Origin of the sequence: Aeromicrobium sp. Sec7.5 (genome assembly GCF_036867135.1) — a bacterium.
Taxonomy (GTDB): domain Bacteria; phylum Actinomycetota; class Actinomycetes; order Propionibacteriales; family Nocardioidaceae; genus Aeromicrobium.
The window spans coordinates 1,666,075-1,680,601 of record NZ_JBAJIJ010000001.1; the positions used below are offsets into that span (position 1 = coordinate 1,666,075).

Sequence of the window (14,527 nt, forward strand, 5' to 3'; positions counted from 1 at the left end):
ACCCCCTCAGGATACCAGTGGGATCGCACCGTTCCGTCCGTCTCGACGAGGTCACGGCCCGCGACGGTAGCCTTCGGCCATGGCGCAGCGGCTCCGACACTCCTCCCTGATCCTTCCCCTCGACGAGGGCGTCGACAACCAGGCCGTCGACCGTCACATGCTGCTCTGGACCGACGAGGGCTGGTCGCTGCAGCACTTCAGCACGACGGCCGACCCCCGCAACCACTCGTTCCACTTCGTCTGGACCCGCCCCCACTGACTCAGCCGGGCTGCACGGCGCGGACTACGCTGGAACCGATGAGCCTCGGCGTGGAACCTACGAGCGGCACCGGCCTGGTCGACTCCTTCGGCCGGGTCCACACCGACCTGCGCATCTCGTTGACCGACCGCTGCTCCCTGCGCTGCACGTACTGCATGCCCGAGCAGGGCAACGTGTGGCTCACGCGCTCGAGCATCATGTCGGCCGACGAGATCGCGCACGTCGCCCGCGTGGCCGCTGATCTCGGCGTGACCTCGTTCCGACTCACCGGCGGCGAGCCCCTCCTGCGCGTCGACCTGGCCGAGATCGTGAGCCGCGTGGCCGCGCTGCGCAGCGGCGGGGCACCCGTCGAGGTCACCCTGACGACCAACGGCATCGGCCTCGCCTCGCGCATCGACGAGCTCGTGGCGGCCGGTCTGTCGCGCGTCAACATCAGCATCGACACGGTGCGGGCCGACCGGTTCCTGTCCCTGACCAAGCGCGACCGGCTCGCCGACGTGCTCGAGGGCATCGGAGCCGCTGCCGCCTCGTCGTTGCGACCTCTCAAGCTCAACGCGGTCGCGATGCGCGGCGTCAACGACGACGAGCTCGTCGACCTGGTCGAGCTGGCGGTCGCCCACGACGCCGAGATGCGGTTCATCGAGCAGATGCCGCTGGACGCCGGACACCAGTGGGACCGATCCACGATGCTGACCCGTGACGAGATCCTGGCCGTCCTGGGTGAGCGGTGGTCGCTGGCCCCGGTCCCGGGGCGCGGTGACGCGCCGGCCGAGCGGTTCGTGCTCGACACCGGCCCGCACACGGTCGGCGTGATCGCCTCGGTCACAGCCCCGTTCTGCTCGGCGTGCAACCGCCTGCGGCTCACCGCCGACGGCCAGGTCCGCAGCTGCCTGTTCGCGACGGACGAGCTCGACCTGCTGCAGTCGCTGCGCGACGAGACGCTGCCGGAGGCCGACCGCGACGTCGCTGTCGAGACCGTGCTGCGGCGTTCGGTCGGGGCCAAGCTGGCCGGCCACGCGATCAACGACCCGCTCTTCCTCCAGCCCGTCCGGGGCATGAACGCGATCGGCGGCTGACCCCGCGGGGTCGGGACGCAGCTGATGGGATGCTGGTGACATGAGCCACTCCGGCGTGCGCGCCACCGTGATCACGGTCTCCGACCGAGCGTCGTCCGGTGTGAGTGAGGACCGCAGCGGGCCACTGGCCGTGGCACTCCTCGAGGGCGCCGGGTTCACCTGCGCGGCCGCCACCGTGGTTCCCGACGGCGCCGCGTCGGTCGAAGGTGCGCTCCGCGCCGCGATCGTCGACGGCGCGCGCCTGGTGGTCACGACCGGGGGCACCGGGATCGGGCCGCGCGACCTCACCCCGGAGGGCACCGCGCCCGTCCTCACCCGCCAGCTGCCCGGCCTCGTGGAGGAGATCCGTCGCCTCGCGACGCTCGAGACGCCCGGCGGCATGCTGTCGCGCGGTCTGGCGGGAGTCGTCGACGGACCCTCCGGCTCCGGCGCGCTCGTGGTCAACGTGTCCGGTTCGACGGCGGCCGTCAGGTCAGCGGTTCCGGTCGTGCTGGCCGTCGCGCCGCACGCCATCGCCCAGCTCGACGGCGGCGATCACGCATGAGCCCCGACAAGCTACAGCCGGAGATCGTGCTGGCCGAGGTCACGACCACGCCGCTCGACGTCGCCGCACACCTGACCGCGGTCTCCCACGCAGCGGCAGGCGCCGTGGCGACCTTCGTCGGCCAGGTGCGCGACCACGACCCGGAGGCCCAGGGCGAGGTCGAGCTCCTCGAGTACGAGGCGCACCCCGACGCCGAGCGCGCGCTGGCCGACATCGCCGTCCGCGTCGCCGCGGGGCAGGACGTGCGGATCGCGGTCAGCCACCGCTCCGGATCGCTGGCCGTCGGCGACGCGGCCGTCGTCGTCGCCGTCGCCTCGCCCCACCGCGCTCTCGCGTTCGAGGTCTGTCGCGAGCTCATCGAGACCATCAAGACCGACCTACCGATTTGGAAGCGTCAGGTCGACGCCTCCGGACGATCGACGTGGAAGGGCCTCGGCGAGGATCAGCCGCCGGCGAACGGTGGCAGCACGTCGGCCGTGACCGCCTGATCGAGCGTGTGCCCGTCCTCGCGGCGGGTCCCGTCGACCAGCAGGGCGCAGTGGCCGAGCAGCCGCTCCAGCGCCGGATGGTCGCGCACCATCGCGGCACGCATCTCCCCCACCGTCGACTCGTGCCGCGTCTCGCACGCGACTCCCGCGGCGTGGCGGGCGGCCGCGAAGTAGCGGACCTCGATCACGCCGGCTCCCCTGGCCGCGACCAGTCGCCCGACCGACCGCCGGACTTGGCCACGACCCGCACGTGCTCGAGGCTCGCCGAGCGGTCGGTGCCCTTGACCATGTCGACGACCGCGAGCCCGGAGACCGCGACGGCGGTGAGCGCCTCCATCTCCACGCCGGTGCGGTCCGCCGTGCGCACCGTGGCCGCGATCTCGACACCCGTGTCGGTGATCTCCAGGTCCACCGTCACACCGTGCACCCCGATCACGTGGGCCAGGGGAAGCAGCGTCGGCGTGGCCTTCGCGGCCTGGATGCCCGCGATCCGCGCCACGGCCAGCACGTCGCCCTTGGGCACCGTGCCGGAGCGCAGTGCCGCCACGACCTCTGCGGAGCACGCCACCGCGCCCCGCGCCGTGGCGGACCGGACCGTGGGCTCCTTGGCGGTGACGTCGACCATCCGGGCGTGACCGGCCTCGTCGAGGTGCGTGAAGTCCATGGGGCGATCCTCCCAGACGGTCACGGGTCGACCTCAGGACCGGCGAGCCGCGTGCACCGCGACCTCGACGGCCTTGACCGCGAGGTGCACGTGGCTCCCCGGGACGAGGTCCAGCTCGGCCGCGGCGGACGGCGTCACCTCGGCCGCGATCGCGAGCGAGCCGACCCGGGTCCTGACCCGAACCCGGTCGCCGATCGGCTCGACCTCGGTCACCACGGCGGCCAGACCGTTGCGCGGGCTGCCGGCGCGGGCCTCGGCGTACACCGACACCGCCGACGGCGAGAAGACCGCGACGGCGGGCTCGTGCTCGGCCGGCGCCGAGGCCGAGGGCAGACCCGTCACGACGGCGTCCGCGTGGACCACGGCACCGTCCTCCCATCGGCCGGCCACCAGGTTCAGGCCCGCGACCCGTGCCGCGAAGGCACTGCGCGGTCGGGTGAGGACCTCGTGGCTGGGTCCCTCCTCCACCACGCGTCCCCGCTGCAGGACGACGACCCGGTCCGCGAGCAGCAGGGCGTCCACGGGGTCGTGGGTCACGAGGAGGACCGTTCGCTCGGCCAGGGTCGCCCGCAGGACCTGCCGGACGACGGGCGCCGCGTCGACGTCGAGCGCGGCCATCGGCTCGTCGAGCAGCAGGACCTCGGGCTCGGCCGCCAGCGCACGCGCGACGGCGACGCGCTGCGCCTGTCCGCCGCTGAGCTGGGCGGGCCGCCGGTCCGCGAGGTCGTCGACACCGACCTCGCGCAGGTGGGTGAGCGCCGCGGCTCGGGCGGCGACACGGCCGGCACCGCTGGATCGCGGTCCGAATGCGACGTTGTCGAGCACGGAGAGGTGCGGGAAGAGCAGCGGTTCCTGCGCGAGGAGCGCGACCTTGCGGCGGTGCGGCTCGACGCGCGTGATCTCGCGGCCGGCCGAGGTGACGTGGCCCGAGGTCGGCGCCACGAGTCCGGCGACCGTGCCGAGCACCGTGGACTTCCCCGCGCCGTTCGGTCCGAGCAGGGCCACGCTCTCCCCCGGGCCGACCTCGAGCCGGACGACCACGTCGCGCGGGCCGACCGCGACGTCGACGACCAGACCCGACTCGGAGGTGGTCGTCATGACGCGCCCCGTCCGGGGCGAGCGACACCGATCACGAGGACGGCCACCACGACGAGCACGAGCGAGAGCGCCACGGCCGAGTCCGGGTCCGCGAACCGCTCGAGGTAGATCTGCGTCGGCAGGGTCGTCGTGGTGCCCTGCAGTGATCCCGCGAAGGTGATGGTGGCACCGAACTCGCCGAGGGCCCGCGCGAACGCCAGGACGGCGCCACCGAGCAGGCCCGGCAGCACCAGCGGCAGCGTGATGCGCCGGAAGACGGTCGTGGGTGCCGCACCGAGGGTCGCCGCCACCACCTCGTACCGCTGCCCGGCCGTCCGCAGGGCGCCCTCCAACGAGATCACGAGGAAGGGCAGCGACACGAAGGTCTGCGCCATCACGACCGCTGCGGTCGAGAACGCGATGTCGAGGCCGAGCACCTCGAAGGTGGGACCGAGCAGACCGCGCCGGCCGAACGTGTAGAGCAGGGCGATGCCGCTGACGACAGGTGGGATCACGAGTGGCAGCAGGACCAGAGCTCGCAGGATGCCCTGGCCCCGGAACGAGGTGCGAGCCAGGACGACCGCCATCGGCACGCCCAGCAGGACACACAGCACCGTGCTCGTGCCGCTGGTGCGCAGGCTCAGCCACAGTGCGTCGCGTGCCGATGCCGAGCCCACGAGCGAACCGAAGTCGCCCCAGTCGACCCGGCTGACCATCGCGACCAGCGGCAGCAGCACGAAGACCACGCCGAGCATGGCCGGTACGTACAGCCACCGGGGCAGGCCGACGCCGCGCCCCGTCACGGCGTCCCGAATCCGGCGTCGCCCAGCACGCGACGACCGGTCTCGCCCAGGACCATCTCGATGAACGCGCGCGCGAGCTCCTCCTGCTCCGCCCCCTGCACGCGGGCGATGGGATAGGTGTTGACGACGCTGGCGGCCTCGGGGAACGCAATGCCCTCGACGGTGTCGCCTGCCGCGGCCACGTCGGTGACGTAGACCAGTCCCGCGTCGGCCTCCCCTGCGACCACCTTCCCGAGCACGTCGGTGACGGACTGCTCCTGGCTGTCCGGGCTCAGCTCGACGCCGGCAGCAGCGGCGACCTTCTGCGTCGCACTGCCACACGGGACGTCGGCGGCGCAGACGACGAGGCGCAGGTCCGCCGCGGCCAGGTCGTCGAACGTCTCGATGCCGGCCGGGTTGCCCGGGGGCACCACGATCTGGAGCGTGTTGGTGGCGAAGTCCTGCGGATCGATCGCGCGGTCCCCGAGCTTGGCCATGGTCGCCAGGTCCGCCGAGGCGAACACGTCGACCGGCGCCTCCCCCAGGATCTGGGTGACCAGGTCCGAGGAGCCGCCGAAGCTCAGCTTGACGTCCACCCCTGGGTTCTCGGCCTCGAACTCGGCCTCCACCTCCGCGAAGGTGGCCTGCAGGGACGCCGCGGCGAAGACGACCAAAGTTTTTTTCTCGACCCGATCGGCGCCCGCACAGGCCGTCATGGCCAGGAGCAGGACCCCCACCGCGACGCACCGAAACCGCTGGGATCGCAGTGATCTGTAAGGGGTGCGCTGCCGCGTTCCACGCCCGTTCCCCGCCCACTCGGTCATGGCTGGAGCGTAGTCCTGTCCAGAACTTTCTCGTGATCGACCAATCCGGTCTCCACCCAGCGGCGAAACATCCATGTACACCCCGCCAGACGAACAAAGGATTCATCATGAGCGCCTTCAAGACGCTGAAGACCCGCAAGGTCATGACCGGCCTCGCGATCGCCGCCGTGGCTTCACTCCCCCTGGCCGCCTGCTCGTCCACCGAGGACGACACGTCGAGCTCGAGCTCCAGCTCCGACTCCGACATCGCCAAGCCCGTCGCTCGCATCAACGCTCTCTCGGGCGTCGACACCGGCATCCTCCTGGACGCCGGCTTCGCCGAGGCCCTCACGACCCTCGGCCTGACGCCGGGCACCGTGGGCACCGCGACCCTGGCCGACGGCTCGATCAACTTCCCGATCACCGGTGGCAACGTCACCTACTTCGAGCCCGGCACCGCCAAGCCCTACGTCATCGGCCAGGTCCAGCACGAGGGTTCCGGCCTGTCGCTGACCGCCGGCGACACCGTCGTCGAGCTGACCAACTTCAACGTGGACCCGGGCATCTCGCGTGTCTACGGCGACGTCTCGGTCAACGGCGAGACCGTTGTCGCCAGCGCGTTCCTGTTCCAGCTGCGTGGCGCCACGCTGAAGCCGCTGCAGACCGAGGGTGACACCGCCATCCTCGAGGGCACCAAGGTCTTCATCTCGCCGGTCGCCGCGGAGCTGCTGAACAGCACCTTCGGCACCGACGCCGTGACCGACGCGCTCCTCGTCGGCATCGCCAAGATCACGGTCAACACGACGCCGGCTTCCTGAGCCTCGTCTGATCGAACCTGATCGAATCCAGTGCCCCGGTCCCCTCGTGGGGCCGGGGCACTGGCGTTCGGGCAGGGTAGGTTCCAGGTCAGGCCACTTGGTCCGACCACCGCGCGTGCGTGAGGAGGTGACGACGGCATGAGACTTCCCACCGTCGAGGACATCGAGCGGCGCATCCCGCGTCCGGAGGACTTCGAGAGCCGTGCCCGTGGCACGCAGCTCACCGCACGTGTCGGTGTCGCGCTCGGCGTGGCGTTCGGCATCTGCTTCCTGACCGGGCTCTGGAGCCACGCCCAGTACGACCCGCCGGGCTGGCTGCCGATCGGCCCGCAGCCCACCCAGCTCTACCGCATCACCCAGGGACTCCACGTGATCAGCGGCATCGCCGCGATCCCGCTGCTGCTGGTCAAGCTCTGGTCGGCGTTCCCCCGCTTCTTCATCCGACCGCCCCACGGTCCCCGCGCACTCGTGGTCGAGGCGCTCGAGCGGGCCTCGATCGGTGCGCTCGTGGGCTCGTCGATCTTCATGCTCGCGAGCGGCCTGCTCAATATCGCCCAGTGGTACCCCTGGGACTTCAGCTTCCGCGCCACCCACAACGCCGTGGCCTGGGTCGCCATCGGCTCGCTGCTGGTCCACATCGCCGTCAAGCTGCCCGTCATCCGCGAGGCCCTCGGGGCGCCGATCAACGGGCCCGAGGACGATCCCACCGCCGTCGAGCCCGGGTCCGAGCCCGAGGACGAATCCCCAGGCGAGAACGAGTCCGTGACCCGCCGGACCGTGATGCTGGGCGCCTTCGCCTCCTCCGGTCTCGCCGTGCTGCTGACCGCGGGCCAGACCGTCCCGTTCCTGCGCAAGATCTCGGTGTTCGCCGTGCGCGACGGAGAGGGACCCCAGGACCTGCCGGTCAACCGCACCGCCAAGGCTGCAGGTGCTGCCGAGGCCGCGGCCGATCCGGCCTTCGTGCTGGAGCTCATCGTCAACGGCACGACCCTGACGCTGGACCGCGACCAGCTCGCGGCGCTTCCCCAGCAGACCCACGAGCTGCCCATCGCCTGCGTGGAGGGGTGGAGCCGCAGCGCCTCGTGGACCGGTGTCTCGGTCCGCGACCTGATCGAGATGGCCGGCGGCGAGCCGCGGTCCGACGTGGTCGTGCGGTCGCTGCAGACCAAGGGAGCGTTCGGCACGTCCGTGCTCCCCGCGGCGTTCATCGACGACCCCCGGACGATGTTGGCCCTGGAGCTCAACGGCGAGACCCTGAGCCTCGACCACGGCTACCCGTGCCGCATCATCGCGCCCAACCGGCCCGGTGTGCTGCAGACCAAGTGGGTCCGTCAGCTCGAGGTGAAGTCATGAAGGCCGCACGCGCGCTCCTCGTGGTCGCCGGAGTCGGCTTCGGTCTCTGGGGTGTGTGGCTCATGCGCGACTTCACCTCGGAGCGACTCGTCTCGGCCGGCATCTGGCTGGGCGGAGGGATCGTCGTGCACGACGCCGTGCTCGCGCCGCTCACGATCGCGATCGTCGTCGTCGTGGCGCGTCTGCTGCCGCGGTACGCACGCGCGCCGATGGCGATCGCCTTCCTCGTGTGGTCGACGCTCACGGTCGTGTTCATCCCGGTGCTGAGCGGTCAGGGAGGCAAGCCCGACAACGACACGATCCTGAACCGGCCCTACCTCGCGAGCTGGCTGGTCCTCACCGCGGTGCTGTTCGCCGTGGCGCTGGTCGTCGCCCTGCAGCGACGATCACGGACGGCCACGCCTGCCGCGACCGCCGAGGACTGACAAACTCGGGGTGTGAGCACCCTCGACCGCCCCGAGATCGCCGTCATCGGCGGCTCCGGCTTCTACACGTTCCTCGACGACCCCGAGCCCATCGAGGTCGACACCCCCTACGGACCTCCGTCGGCACCCATCTCCGTGGGCTCGGTCGACGGCCGTAGCGTCGCCTTCCTGCCCCGACACGGACCCCATCACCAGTTCCCGGCCCACCAGGTCCCCTACCGGGCCAACCTCTGGGCGCTGCGCAGCCTGGGGGTGCGGCAGGTCCTGGCCCCCTGCGCGGTCGGAGGGCTGCGGCCGGAGCACGGTCCGGGCACGTTCCTGGTGCCCGACCAGCTCGTCGACCGCACGTCGGCGCGCGTCCAGACGTACTACGACGAGGGCGCCGTGCACGTCTCGTTCGCCGATCCGTACTGCCCGCGCCTGCGCACCCACCTGGTCGACGGGCTGGCGGGGAACGACCCGGTCAACGGCGGCACGATGGTCGTGATCGAGGGCCCGCGCTTCTCCACCCGCGCGGAGTCGCAGTGGTACGCCGCCCAAGGCGGGGCGGTCATCAACATGACCGGACACCCCGAGGCGGTCCTCGCGCGCGAGCTCGCGCTCTGCTACGCGCCTGTCGCTCTCGTGACCGACCACGACGCCGGGGTGGACTCGGCGACCTCCGTCAGCATGGACGAGGTCTTCGCCGTCTTCTCCTCGCACACCGACACCCTGAAGAGCGCGCTGCGCTCGGTCGTCGGGGCCGTGGGAGCCCGCGACTGCTCCTGCGGCGCCGCGGTCGACGGCATGACGCTGCCGATCGAGCTGCCGTGAGGATCCTGCTCACGGGCGCTGCCGGCTTCATCGCGACGCACATCGCCGAGCAGGCGCGAGCCCGCGGGCACGAGGTCATCGGCGTGGACGCCTACCTCGCCGCCGCTCACGGACCCGATGTCGAGCCCGATCCGGCGATCGCACGCCGCGACCTGCGCACCGACGACGTCGACGACCTGCTCGACGGCATCGACGTCGTGTGCCACCAGGCCGCGATGGTCGGCAACGGCGTCGACGCCCAGGACCTGCCGGCCTACGCCGAGCACAACGACGCCGGCTCGGCCCGCCTGCTCGCGGCCATGGCTCGGACCGGCGTCGACGACCTGGTCATGGCGTCGTCGATGGTGGTCTACGGCGATGGCCGGTACACCTGTGCGATCGACGGCGACGTGCCACCGGCCGTGCGCGAGGACGACGACCTCCAGGCCGGCCGCTTCGACCCTCGGTGCCCCCGCTGCGGTGGTGACATCACCTGGCGGGAGATCGACGAGGACACGCCCTTCCTCCCCCGCACGAGCTACGCCGCGTCCAAGGTCGCCCAGGAGCACTACGCCTCCGCCTGGTGCACGCTCCAGGCCAGCCGTGCGATCGCCCTGCGCTATCACAACGTGTACGGCCCCGGCATGCCGGCGGACACCCCCTACTCCGGCGTCGCGGCGATCTTCCGGTCCGCGATCGCCCGTGGTGAGGCGCCTCGCGTCTTCGAGGACGGTCGACAGGTGCGCGACTTCGTGCACGTGAGCGACGTCGCCCGGGCGAACGTGCTCGCGATCGAGCAGGTCGCGCACCACCCGACCGGCCTGACCGCCTACAACGTGGCGTCCGGCCGGACGTTCACGATCGGCGAGATGGCCTCGACGCTCGCGCGCGCGGCCGGCGGCGACCCACCGGTGCTCACGGGTGACTACCGACGCTTCGACGTGCGTCACGTCGTGGCGTCCCCCGCGGCCGCCACGGCGGGCCTCGGCTTCACGGCCGAGATTGCACCCGAGGTCGGACTGGCCCGACTCGCGACCGATCCGCTCCGCACGCGCTGACCTACCAGCGCGTGAGCAGCAGGTGCTGCACGAGCAGCGCCAGGGCGACCTGCGAGACCAGCAGCGGGCGGTGCCAGCGCTGCGGCAGGAGCAGCGGCAACGCCACGACCCAGATCGTGAACGGCATCCAGATCCGCTCGACCTCGGCCTTGCTCATGCCCGAGAGGGTCGCGGCCAGGATCGTCAGCATCGCGGCGGCAGCGAGTGCGGCCAGCACCGTGCGGTCGCGAGGACTCGAGGCGGCATCGTCCTGCGCGATCTCGTCGGAGTTCTCCTCCCACCTGCGGGGCGAGGGGAGGAACCGCGGGCCGAAGGCTCCCCGCAACGCGGCGAGAGCGCGGGGGAACGCCGCCCAGACGGCCAGTCCGACCGTGAAGGTCCAGGCTGCCACGTCGGCCCACACCCAGTACCAGTAGGCCCGGTCCGAGGCGATGCCGTCGTAGTAGCGCTCGCGGAGCACCGGGTAGGCCTCCCACCACGCGAACCCGAGGGCCGTGAAGACCGCCGCGACCGCGACGGCACCACCCAGGGCCCACGGAAGGGCACGCCACGATCGTCCGATCCACAGCACCGCCAGCGCCAGGATGCCCAGGAGCACGAGTCCGTACGACAGGTAGACGCAGAGCCCCAGGAGCAGGCCCGCGCCGATCCCGGCGGTGACGCGATGGCGTGGCACCCGGGTGGCGATCGCCAGGAGGCACAGGCCCCAGGCCGCCACCGCCGTGAAGACCGCGTCGCCGTTGACCCCCATGTACACGGCGACCGGGGCCAGCACGATCCACGGCAGCGCGGCGCGGGCGAGCTTCTCCGAGCCCAGGACCTTCAGCGTCTGCAGCACCGCGACGATCGCCGTGCTGCCGATCGACACCACGACCACGCCGATCCAGAACGGGTCCGTGATCCCCAGTCGGTCGACGAGCACGAAGAAGAGCAGCGCTCCGGGCGGGTGTCCGGCCACGTGGGTGCGCCAGTTGTCGACCGAGTCCATGGGGATGTGGTCGATGAACGTGCGCAGCATCGGCAGGATCGCGTCGACGCGCTGGGCGTCGTAGACGTACTCGCCGGGCCGCTCGACGACGTCGAAGACGCGGGAGAGGCCCTCCGGCCCCTCGGTCATGGCCACGGCCATGGTCCAGACCCACACGCCGACGTAGCCGATCAGGAGCGTCCGGCGCCAGCTCGACGCCGCGACCAGCCGGGGCAGGCCCACGACGAGCAGCAGTCCGATGACGACCGCGGGAATCGCCAGCAGGCCGATGCGTGGATCCCAGTCCGCGTGCAACGGCGGCCAGTTGACCTCGACGTCCTCGCCGGTCACTCGCGGCACGATGATCGCGGCGCCGACCAGCACGACGGCTGCGGCGCCCGAGAGCAGGGCCGCGCGGCCGGACTTCAGACGATCTGACACGACGTCCAGCCTAGAGGCGCGGTCCAGCGCTCGCCGAGGGACGTCGCGCATCACCGCTGAGGGCGAGACCAGCGCGGGTCTTCTCGCTTCCCGCAGAAATCTCGCCGCGCGGCCAATACCGGGACGCCGTAGTTTCGAACCATGATCATGAGGACCTGCGACGTCGTGATCCCGTGTCGCGATGAAGCCCTGGCCCTCCCGCAGGTCCTCGCCGACGTCCCCGACGGCTGGCACGTCATCGTGGTCGACAACGGCTCGTCCGACGGCACGGCCGATGTCGCCCGTTCCCTCGGGGCCACGGTCGTGGACGAGCCGCTGCCCGGCTACGGCGCCGCCGTCCACGCCGGAGTGCTGGCGGCCACCGCCGACTACGTCGCCGTCATCGACGGCGACGCGTCCATGCGCCTGCAGGACCTCGTCCCGATGTTCGACGTCGTGCGATCAGGAGCAGCCACGATGGCGATCGGTCGCCGGCGGCCGATCGCCCGCGGTGTCTGGCCGTGGCACGCGCGGGCCGGAACCCTCGCGCTCGCCACGATGATCCGCCGTCGCAGCGGCTTCGGCATCCACGACCTCGCACCGATGCGGGTCTGCCGTCGCGACGATCTCCTGGCCCTGGGGGTCGAGGACCGCCGTTTCGGCTACCCGCTCGAGCTCATGCTCAAGGCCGCGGCCGCCGGGTGGACCGTGCAGGAGCTCGACGTGCCCTATGGCCGGCGCGCTGCCGGTACTCGCTCGAAGGTCTCGGGCTCGGTCCGCGGAACTGCTCGGGTCATCCACGACTTCGCCGGGGTGCTGCGGTGAACCCGACCTTGCTGATCGTGGCCAAGGCGCCGATCCCGGGTCTCGCGAAGACGCGCATCGGACGCGTCCGCGGCCACGCGCACGCCGCCGAGATCGCGGCTGCCGCCCTCCTCGACACGCTCGCGACCGCCGGTGCCACGGGTTGGCCGGTCGTCGTGGCGATGACCGGCGACCTCGCCGACGCCACGCGGGGCGACGAGATCGCGGTCGCCCTGGCCGGCGCCCGGGTCATCGCGCAGCGTGGTGACGGACTGGGCGAGCGTCTCGCGCATGCTCACGTGGATGCCGATGCCGGTCACGGTGTCGTCCAGGTCGGCATGGACTCCCCCCAGGTCACGGTCGACGACTACCGGCAGGCCGGTGACGCCCTGCGAGGCGGCTCGACCGTGCTGGGCCCCGCCTCCGACGGCGGCTGGTGGCTGCTCGGCGTGCAGCGCGGCAGCGACGCCGCCGCACTGCCGCAGGTCGAGATGTCGCGTGCCGACACCGCCGACCGCACGATCGCGGCCCTCGGTGGCACCGTCGAGCTGCTGCGCACGCTGACCGACATCGACACGTGGGAGGACGTGCTGGCGGTCGCGGGCGACCTGCCTGGCTCGTGTCTCGCCCGCGCGGTCCAGGAGGTGGCTGCATGAGCAGCGCGATCGACGCCGGCAGCGTGTTCGACGACCTCTTCTCGGCCGGCTCGGGACGCTTCGTCCGCGACGACGGCAACGTCGAGCACCTGGCCGTCCACCAGTGGGCGGGCGACACCGACGACGCGGACCGCCACCTGTTCATCGAGCAGTGTGCGGGCCCGACACTCGACATCGGCTGCGGACCCGGACGCCTGGTGGGCGAGCTCGTGAACCAGCGGATCCCCGCCCTCGGCATCGATGTCTCGCGTGAGGCGATCCGTCGGACGCGTGTGCGTGGCGCCCTGGCCCTGCACCTCGACGTCTTCGACGAGATCCCCGGCGCGGGTCACTGGGACCACGCGCTCCTGGCCGACGGCAACATCGGCATCGGCGGGCATCCCGTGCGACTGCTGAACCGCGTCCGTGAGCTGCTCGGGCCGGACGGCACCGTCCTGGCGGAGGTCGCTCCCCGGGGCACCGGCGTCGTCCGTGACCAACGACGCCTCTGGGTCAACGGCCGTTACTCACCGCCGTTCAGCTGGGCCGTCGTCGGGCTGGACGCGATCGATCACGTCGCCGACGAGGCGGGCCTGGTCGTCACCGGGGTCCGCTCCATGAACGGCCGCCACACCGCCACCCTCGCCCGGGGTTGATTCCCCGCACGTCGCAGGATCGAGGCGGGGCGTGAGCAGCGCATGCGACGGGGTCCGGGCGTCGCTACTGTCGATGGATGAGCCCTGCCTCCCCCACTGCCACCTCAGCCATCGCCGACGGCGTCACCGATGACGCGCTGAAGGGTCTGCGCCGCTGGAACCTGGGCCTCACCGTGCTGCACGCGGCCCAGGCCGTCGCGATCCTGGTGCTCGGCAACGGCTTCGCCATCGCCGTCACCTCCACGTTCCCCGAGGGCCCGCCCGGAGCCGACGCGCCCGCGCCCAGCTCGTTGTTCGAGGTGTCGATCTCGGTGGCCATCGCGGTGTTCCTGTTCCTGGCCGCGGCCGACCACCTGGTCACCGCCACGGTGGGGCGCGGCCTCTACGAGTCGGACCTGCGCGGCGGCATCAACCGCTTCCGGTGGGCCGAGTACTCGATCAGCGCCACCATCATGATCGTGCTGATCGGCTTCTACTTCGGCATCACCGACATCACCGCCGTGGTCGCGGTCATCGGCGCCAACGTCGCGATGATCCTCTTCGGCTGGCTGCAGGAGCGCGTGAACCCGCCCGGTCGCACCAGCACCACCATGCTGCCGTTCTGGTTCGGCACCGTCGCCGGCCTGGCGCCCTGGGTGGCGATCGTGATCAACCTGGCCGGATCCGACGGTGCTCCCGGCTTCGTGATCGGCATCTTCGCCTCGCTGGGCCTCTTCTTCTCGACCTTCGCGGTCAACCAGTGGCTGCAGTACCGCCAGGTCGGCCCGTGGAAGAGCTACGCCTTCGGCGAGAAGACCTACCTGGTGCTCAGCCTGGTCGCGAAGTCGGCCCTCGCGTGGCAGATCTTCGGCGGTTCACTCGCCGGTTGATCCCCGGCTGCGCCCGGGCACCGTCAGGAGGGGGTCG

Annotated in this window: 19 protein-coding genes; 13 read left to right on the forward strand and 6 right to left on the reverse strand. The window is 71.7% G+C overall.

The genetic code is table 11. From position 1 onward, the window contains the following. Positions 1-79: 79 nt before the first annotated feature. The 4 genes from V6S66_RS08320 to V6S66_RS08335 are packed head-to-tail and all read left to right on the forward strand — an operon-like array spanning position 80 to position 2,367. Complete coding sequence (locus V6S66_RS08320) at positions 80-259, forward strand: hypothetical protein (RefSeq protein ID WP_334206279.1); 180 nt, start codon at positions 80-82, stop codon at positions 257-259. A 38-nt stretch (positions 260-297) separates the two neighbouring features. Then, a complete protein-coding gene (gene moaA, locus V6S66_RS08325) occupies positions 298-1,335 on the forward strand; it encodes a GTP 3',8-cyclase MoaA (protein ID WP_334206280.1) in 1,038 nt (345 codons plus the stop codon). A gap of 40 nt (positions 1,336-1,375) precedes the next feature. Next, positions 1,376-1,879, forward strand: coding sequence for a MogA/MoaB family molybdenum cofactor biosynthesis protein (locus V6S66_RS08330; RefSeq protein WP_334206281.1), 504 nt, complete (start codon positions 1,376-1,378; stop codon positions 1,877-1,879). Then, positions 1,876-2,367: a molybdenum cofactor biosynthesis protein MoaE gene (locus V6S66_RS08335; RefSeq protein ID WP_334206282.1), complete on the forward strand. Its 492-nt coding sequence runs from the start codon at positions 1,876-1,878 to the stop codon at positions 2,365-2,367. The genes V6S66_RS08330 and V6S66_RS08335 overlap by 4 nt, the downstream gene beginning before the upstream one ends. Here V6S66_RS08335 and V6S66_RS08340 read toward each other — a convergent pair. From V6S66_RS08340 to modA, 5 genes are read right to left on the reverse strand one after another with little or no spacing between them, the layout of a single operon-like run. After that, entirely contained in the window at positions 2,322-2,555 is a 234-nt protein-coding gene (locus tag V6S66_RS08340; protein ID WP_334206283.1) for a MoaD/ThiS family protein, read from the reverse strand. The two genes, V6S66_RS08335 and V6S66_RS08340, sit on opposite strands and share 46 nt — an antisense overlap. Continuing rightward, complete coding sequence (gene moaC, locus V6S66_RS08345) at positions 2,552-3,031, reverse strand: cyclic pyranopterin monophosphate synthase MoaC (protein WP_334206284.1); 480 nt, start codon at positions 3,029-3,031, stop codon at positions 2,552-2,554. The genes V6S66_RS08340 and moaC overlap by 4 nt, the downstream gene beginning before the upstream one ends. A gap of 33 nt (positions 3,032-3,064) precedes the next feature. Then, a complete protein-coding gene (locus V6S66_RS08350) occupies positions 3,065-4,129 on the reverse strand; it encodes a sulfate/molybdate ABC transporter ATP-binding protein (RefSeq protein WP_334206285.1) in 1,065 nt (354 codons plus the stop codon). Then, a complete protein-coding gene (locus V6S66_RS08355; protein ID WP_334206286.1) occupies positions 4,126-4,911 on the reverse strand; it encodes an ABC transporter permease in 786 nt (261 codons plus the stop codon). The genes V6S66_RS08350 and V6S66_RS08355 overlap by 4 nt, the downstream gene beginning before the upstream one ends. After that, positions 4,908-5,627, reverse strand: coding sequence for a molybdate ABC transporter substrate-binding protein (gene modA / locus V6S66_RS08360; protein WP_334206287.1), 720 nt, complete (start codon positions 5,625-5,627; stop codon positions 4,908-4,910). The genes V6S66_RS08355 and modA overlap by 4 nt, the downstream gene beginning before the upstream one ends. 194 nt (positions 5,628-5,821) lie before the next feature. Between modA and V6S66_RS08365 the strand changes: the two genes are divergently transcribed. From V6S66_RS08365 to V6S66_RS08385, 5 genes are all read left to right on the forward strand, one after another. Further along, positions 5,822-6,511: a hypothetical protein gene (locus V6S66_RS08365; protein WP_334206288.1), complete on the forward strand. Its 690-nt coding sequence runs from the start codon at positions 5,822-5,824 to the stop codon at positions 6,509-6,511. 138 nt (positions 6,512-6,649) lie between these two features. Next, positions 6,650-7,864, forward strand: coding sequence for a molybdopterin-dependent oxidoreductase (locus tag V6S66_RS08370; RefSeq protein WP_334206289.1), 1,215 nt, complete (start codon positions 6,650-6,652; stop codon positions 7,862-7,864). Continuing rightward, the gene (locus tag V6S66_RS08375; protein ID WP_334206290.1) at positions 7,861-8,289 is read left to right on the forward strand and encodes a hypothetical protein; all 429 of its coding nucleotides are present in this window, start codon (positions 7,861-7,863) and stop codon (positions 8,287-8,289) included. The genes V6S66_RS08370 and V6S66_RS08375 overlap by 4 nt, the downstream gene beginning before the upstream one ends. A 12-nt stretch (positions 8,290-8,301) precedes the next feature. Continuing rightward, complete coding sequence (locus V6S66_RS08380) at positions 8,302-9,102, forward strand: S-methyl-5'-thioadenosine phosphorylase (protein ID WP_334206291.1); 801 nt, start codon at positions 8,302-8,304, stop codon at positions 9,100-9,102. After that, positions 9,099-10,139, forward strand: a complete 1,041-nt coding sequence (locus tag V6S66_RS08385; protein WP_334206292.1) for an NAD-dependent epimerase/dehydratase family protein — start codon at positions 9,099-9,101, stop codon at positions 10,137-10,139. Before V6S66_RS08380 ends, V6S66_RS08385 begins: the two co-directional genes overlap by 4 nt. 1 nt (position 10,140) lies before the next feature. Here V6S66_RS08385 and V6S66_RS08390 read toward each other — a convergent pair whose 3' ends face one another. Then, positions 10,141-11,547, reverse strand: a complete 1,407-nt coding sequence (locus tag V6S66_RS08390) for a hypothetical protein (RefSeq protein WP_334206293.1) — start codon at positions 11,545-11,547, stop codon at positions 10,141-10,143. Positions 11,548-11,688: 141 nt separating this feature from the next. On the opposite strand from V6S66_RS08390, the gene V6S66_RS08395 reads away from it, so the two are divergent. The 4 genes from V6S66_RS08395 to heR all read left to right on the forward strand — a co-directional run bounded on the left by V6S66_RS08395 (position 11,689) and on the right by heR (position 14,490). Next, positions 11,689-12,351, forward strand: a complete 663-nt coding sequence (locus tag V6S66_RS08395; protein WP_334206294.1) for a glycosyltransferase family 2 protein — start codon at positions 11,689-11,691, stop codon at positions 12,349-12,351. Further along, complete coding sequence (locus V6S66_RS08400) at positions 12,348-12,986, forward strand: TIGR04282 family arsenosugar biosynthesis glycosyltransferase (protein ID WP_334206295.1); 639 nt, start codon at positions 12,348-12,350, stop codon at positions 12,984-12,986. Before V6S66_RS08395 ends, V6S66_RS08400 begins: the two co-directional genes overlap by 4 nt. Further along, positions 12,983-13,621 (forward strand): class I SAM-dependent methyltransferase, encoded by a 639-nt coding sequence (locus V6S66_RS08405; RefSeq protein WP_334206296.1) that lies wholly within the window; start codon positions 12,983-12,985, stop codon positions 13,619-13,621. The genes V6S66_RS08400 and V6S66_RS08405 overlap by 4 nt, the downstream gene beginning before the upstream one ends. A gap of 77 nt (positions 13,622-13,698) precedes the next feature. Next, the gene (gene heR / locus V6S66_RS08410; RefSeq protein WP_334206297.1) at positions 13,699-14,490 is read left to right on the forward strand and encodes a heliorhodopsin HeR; all 792 of its coding nucleotides are present in this window, start codon (positions 13,699-13,701) and stop codon (positions 14,488-14,490) included. The last annotated feature ends 37 nt before the right edge of the window (positions 14,491-14,527 follow it).

What these genes read in the sequence shown, in the direction of transcription:
- heR (WP_334206297.1), top strand. Translation starts at nt 13,699, where the DNA reads ATGAGCCCTGCCTCCCCCACTGCCACCTCAGCCATCGCCGACGGCGTC.
- V6S66_RS08395 (WP_334206294.1), top strand. Translation starts at nt 11,689, where the DNA reads ATGATCATGAGGACCTGCGACGTCGTGATCCCGTGTCGCGATGAAGCC.
- V6S66_RS08365 (WP_334206288.1), top strand. Translation starts at nt 5,822, where the DNA reads ATGAGCGCCTTCAAGACGCTGAAGACCCGCAAGGTCATGACCGGCCTC.
- V6S66_RS08320 (WP_334206279.1), top strand. Translation starts at nt 80, where the DNA reads ATGGCGCAGCGGCTCCGACACTCCTCCCTGATCCTTCCCCTCGACGAG.
- V6S66_RS08370 (WP_334206289.1), top strand. Translation starts at nt 6,650, where the DNA reads ATGAGACTTCCCACCGTCGAGGACATCGAGCGGCGCATCCCGCGTCCG.
- moaA (WP_334206280.1), top strand. Translation starts at nt 298, where the DNA reads ATGAGCCTCGGCGTGGAACCTACGAGCGGCACCGGCCTGGTCGACTCC.
- V6S66_RS08375 (WP_334206290.1), top strand. Translation starts at nt 7,861, where the DNA reads ATGAAGGCCGCACGCGCGCTCCTCGTGGTCGCCGGAGTCGGCTTCGGT.
- V6S66_RS08335 (WP_334206282.1), top strand. Translation starts at nt 1,876, where the DNA reads ATGAGCCCCGACAAGCTACAGCCGGAGATCGTGCTGGCCGAGGTCACG.
- V6S66_RS08350 (WP_334206285.1), bottom strand. Translation starts at nt 4,129, where the DNA reads ATGACGACCACCTCCGAGTCGGGTCTGGTCGTCGACGTCGCGGTCGGC.
- V6S66_RS08330 (WP_334206281.1), top strand. Translation starts at nt 1,376, where the DNA reads ATGAGCCACTCCGGCGTGCGCGCCACCGTGATCACGGTCTCCGACCGA.
- V6S66_RS08405 (WP_334206296.1), top strand. Translation starts at nt 12,983, where the DNA reads ATGAGCAGCGCGATCGACGCCGGCAGCGTGTTCGACGACCTCTTCTCG.
- moaC (WP_334206284.1), bottom strand. Translation starts at nt 3,031, where the DNA reads ATGGACTTCACGCACCTCGACGAGGCCGGTCACGCCCGGATGGTCGAC.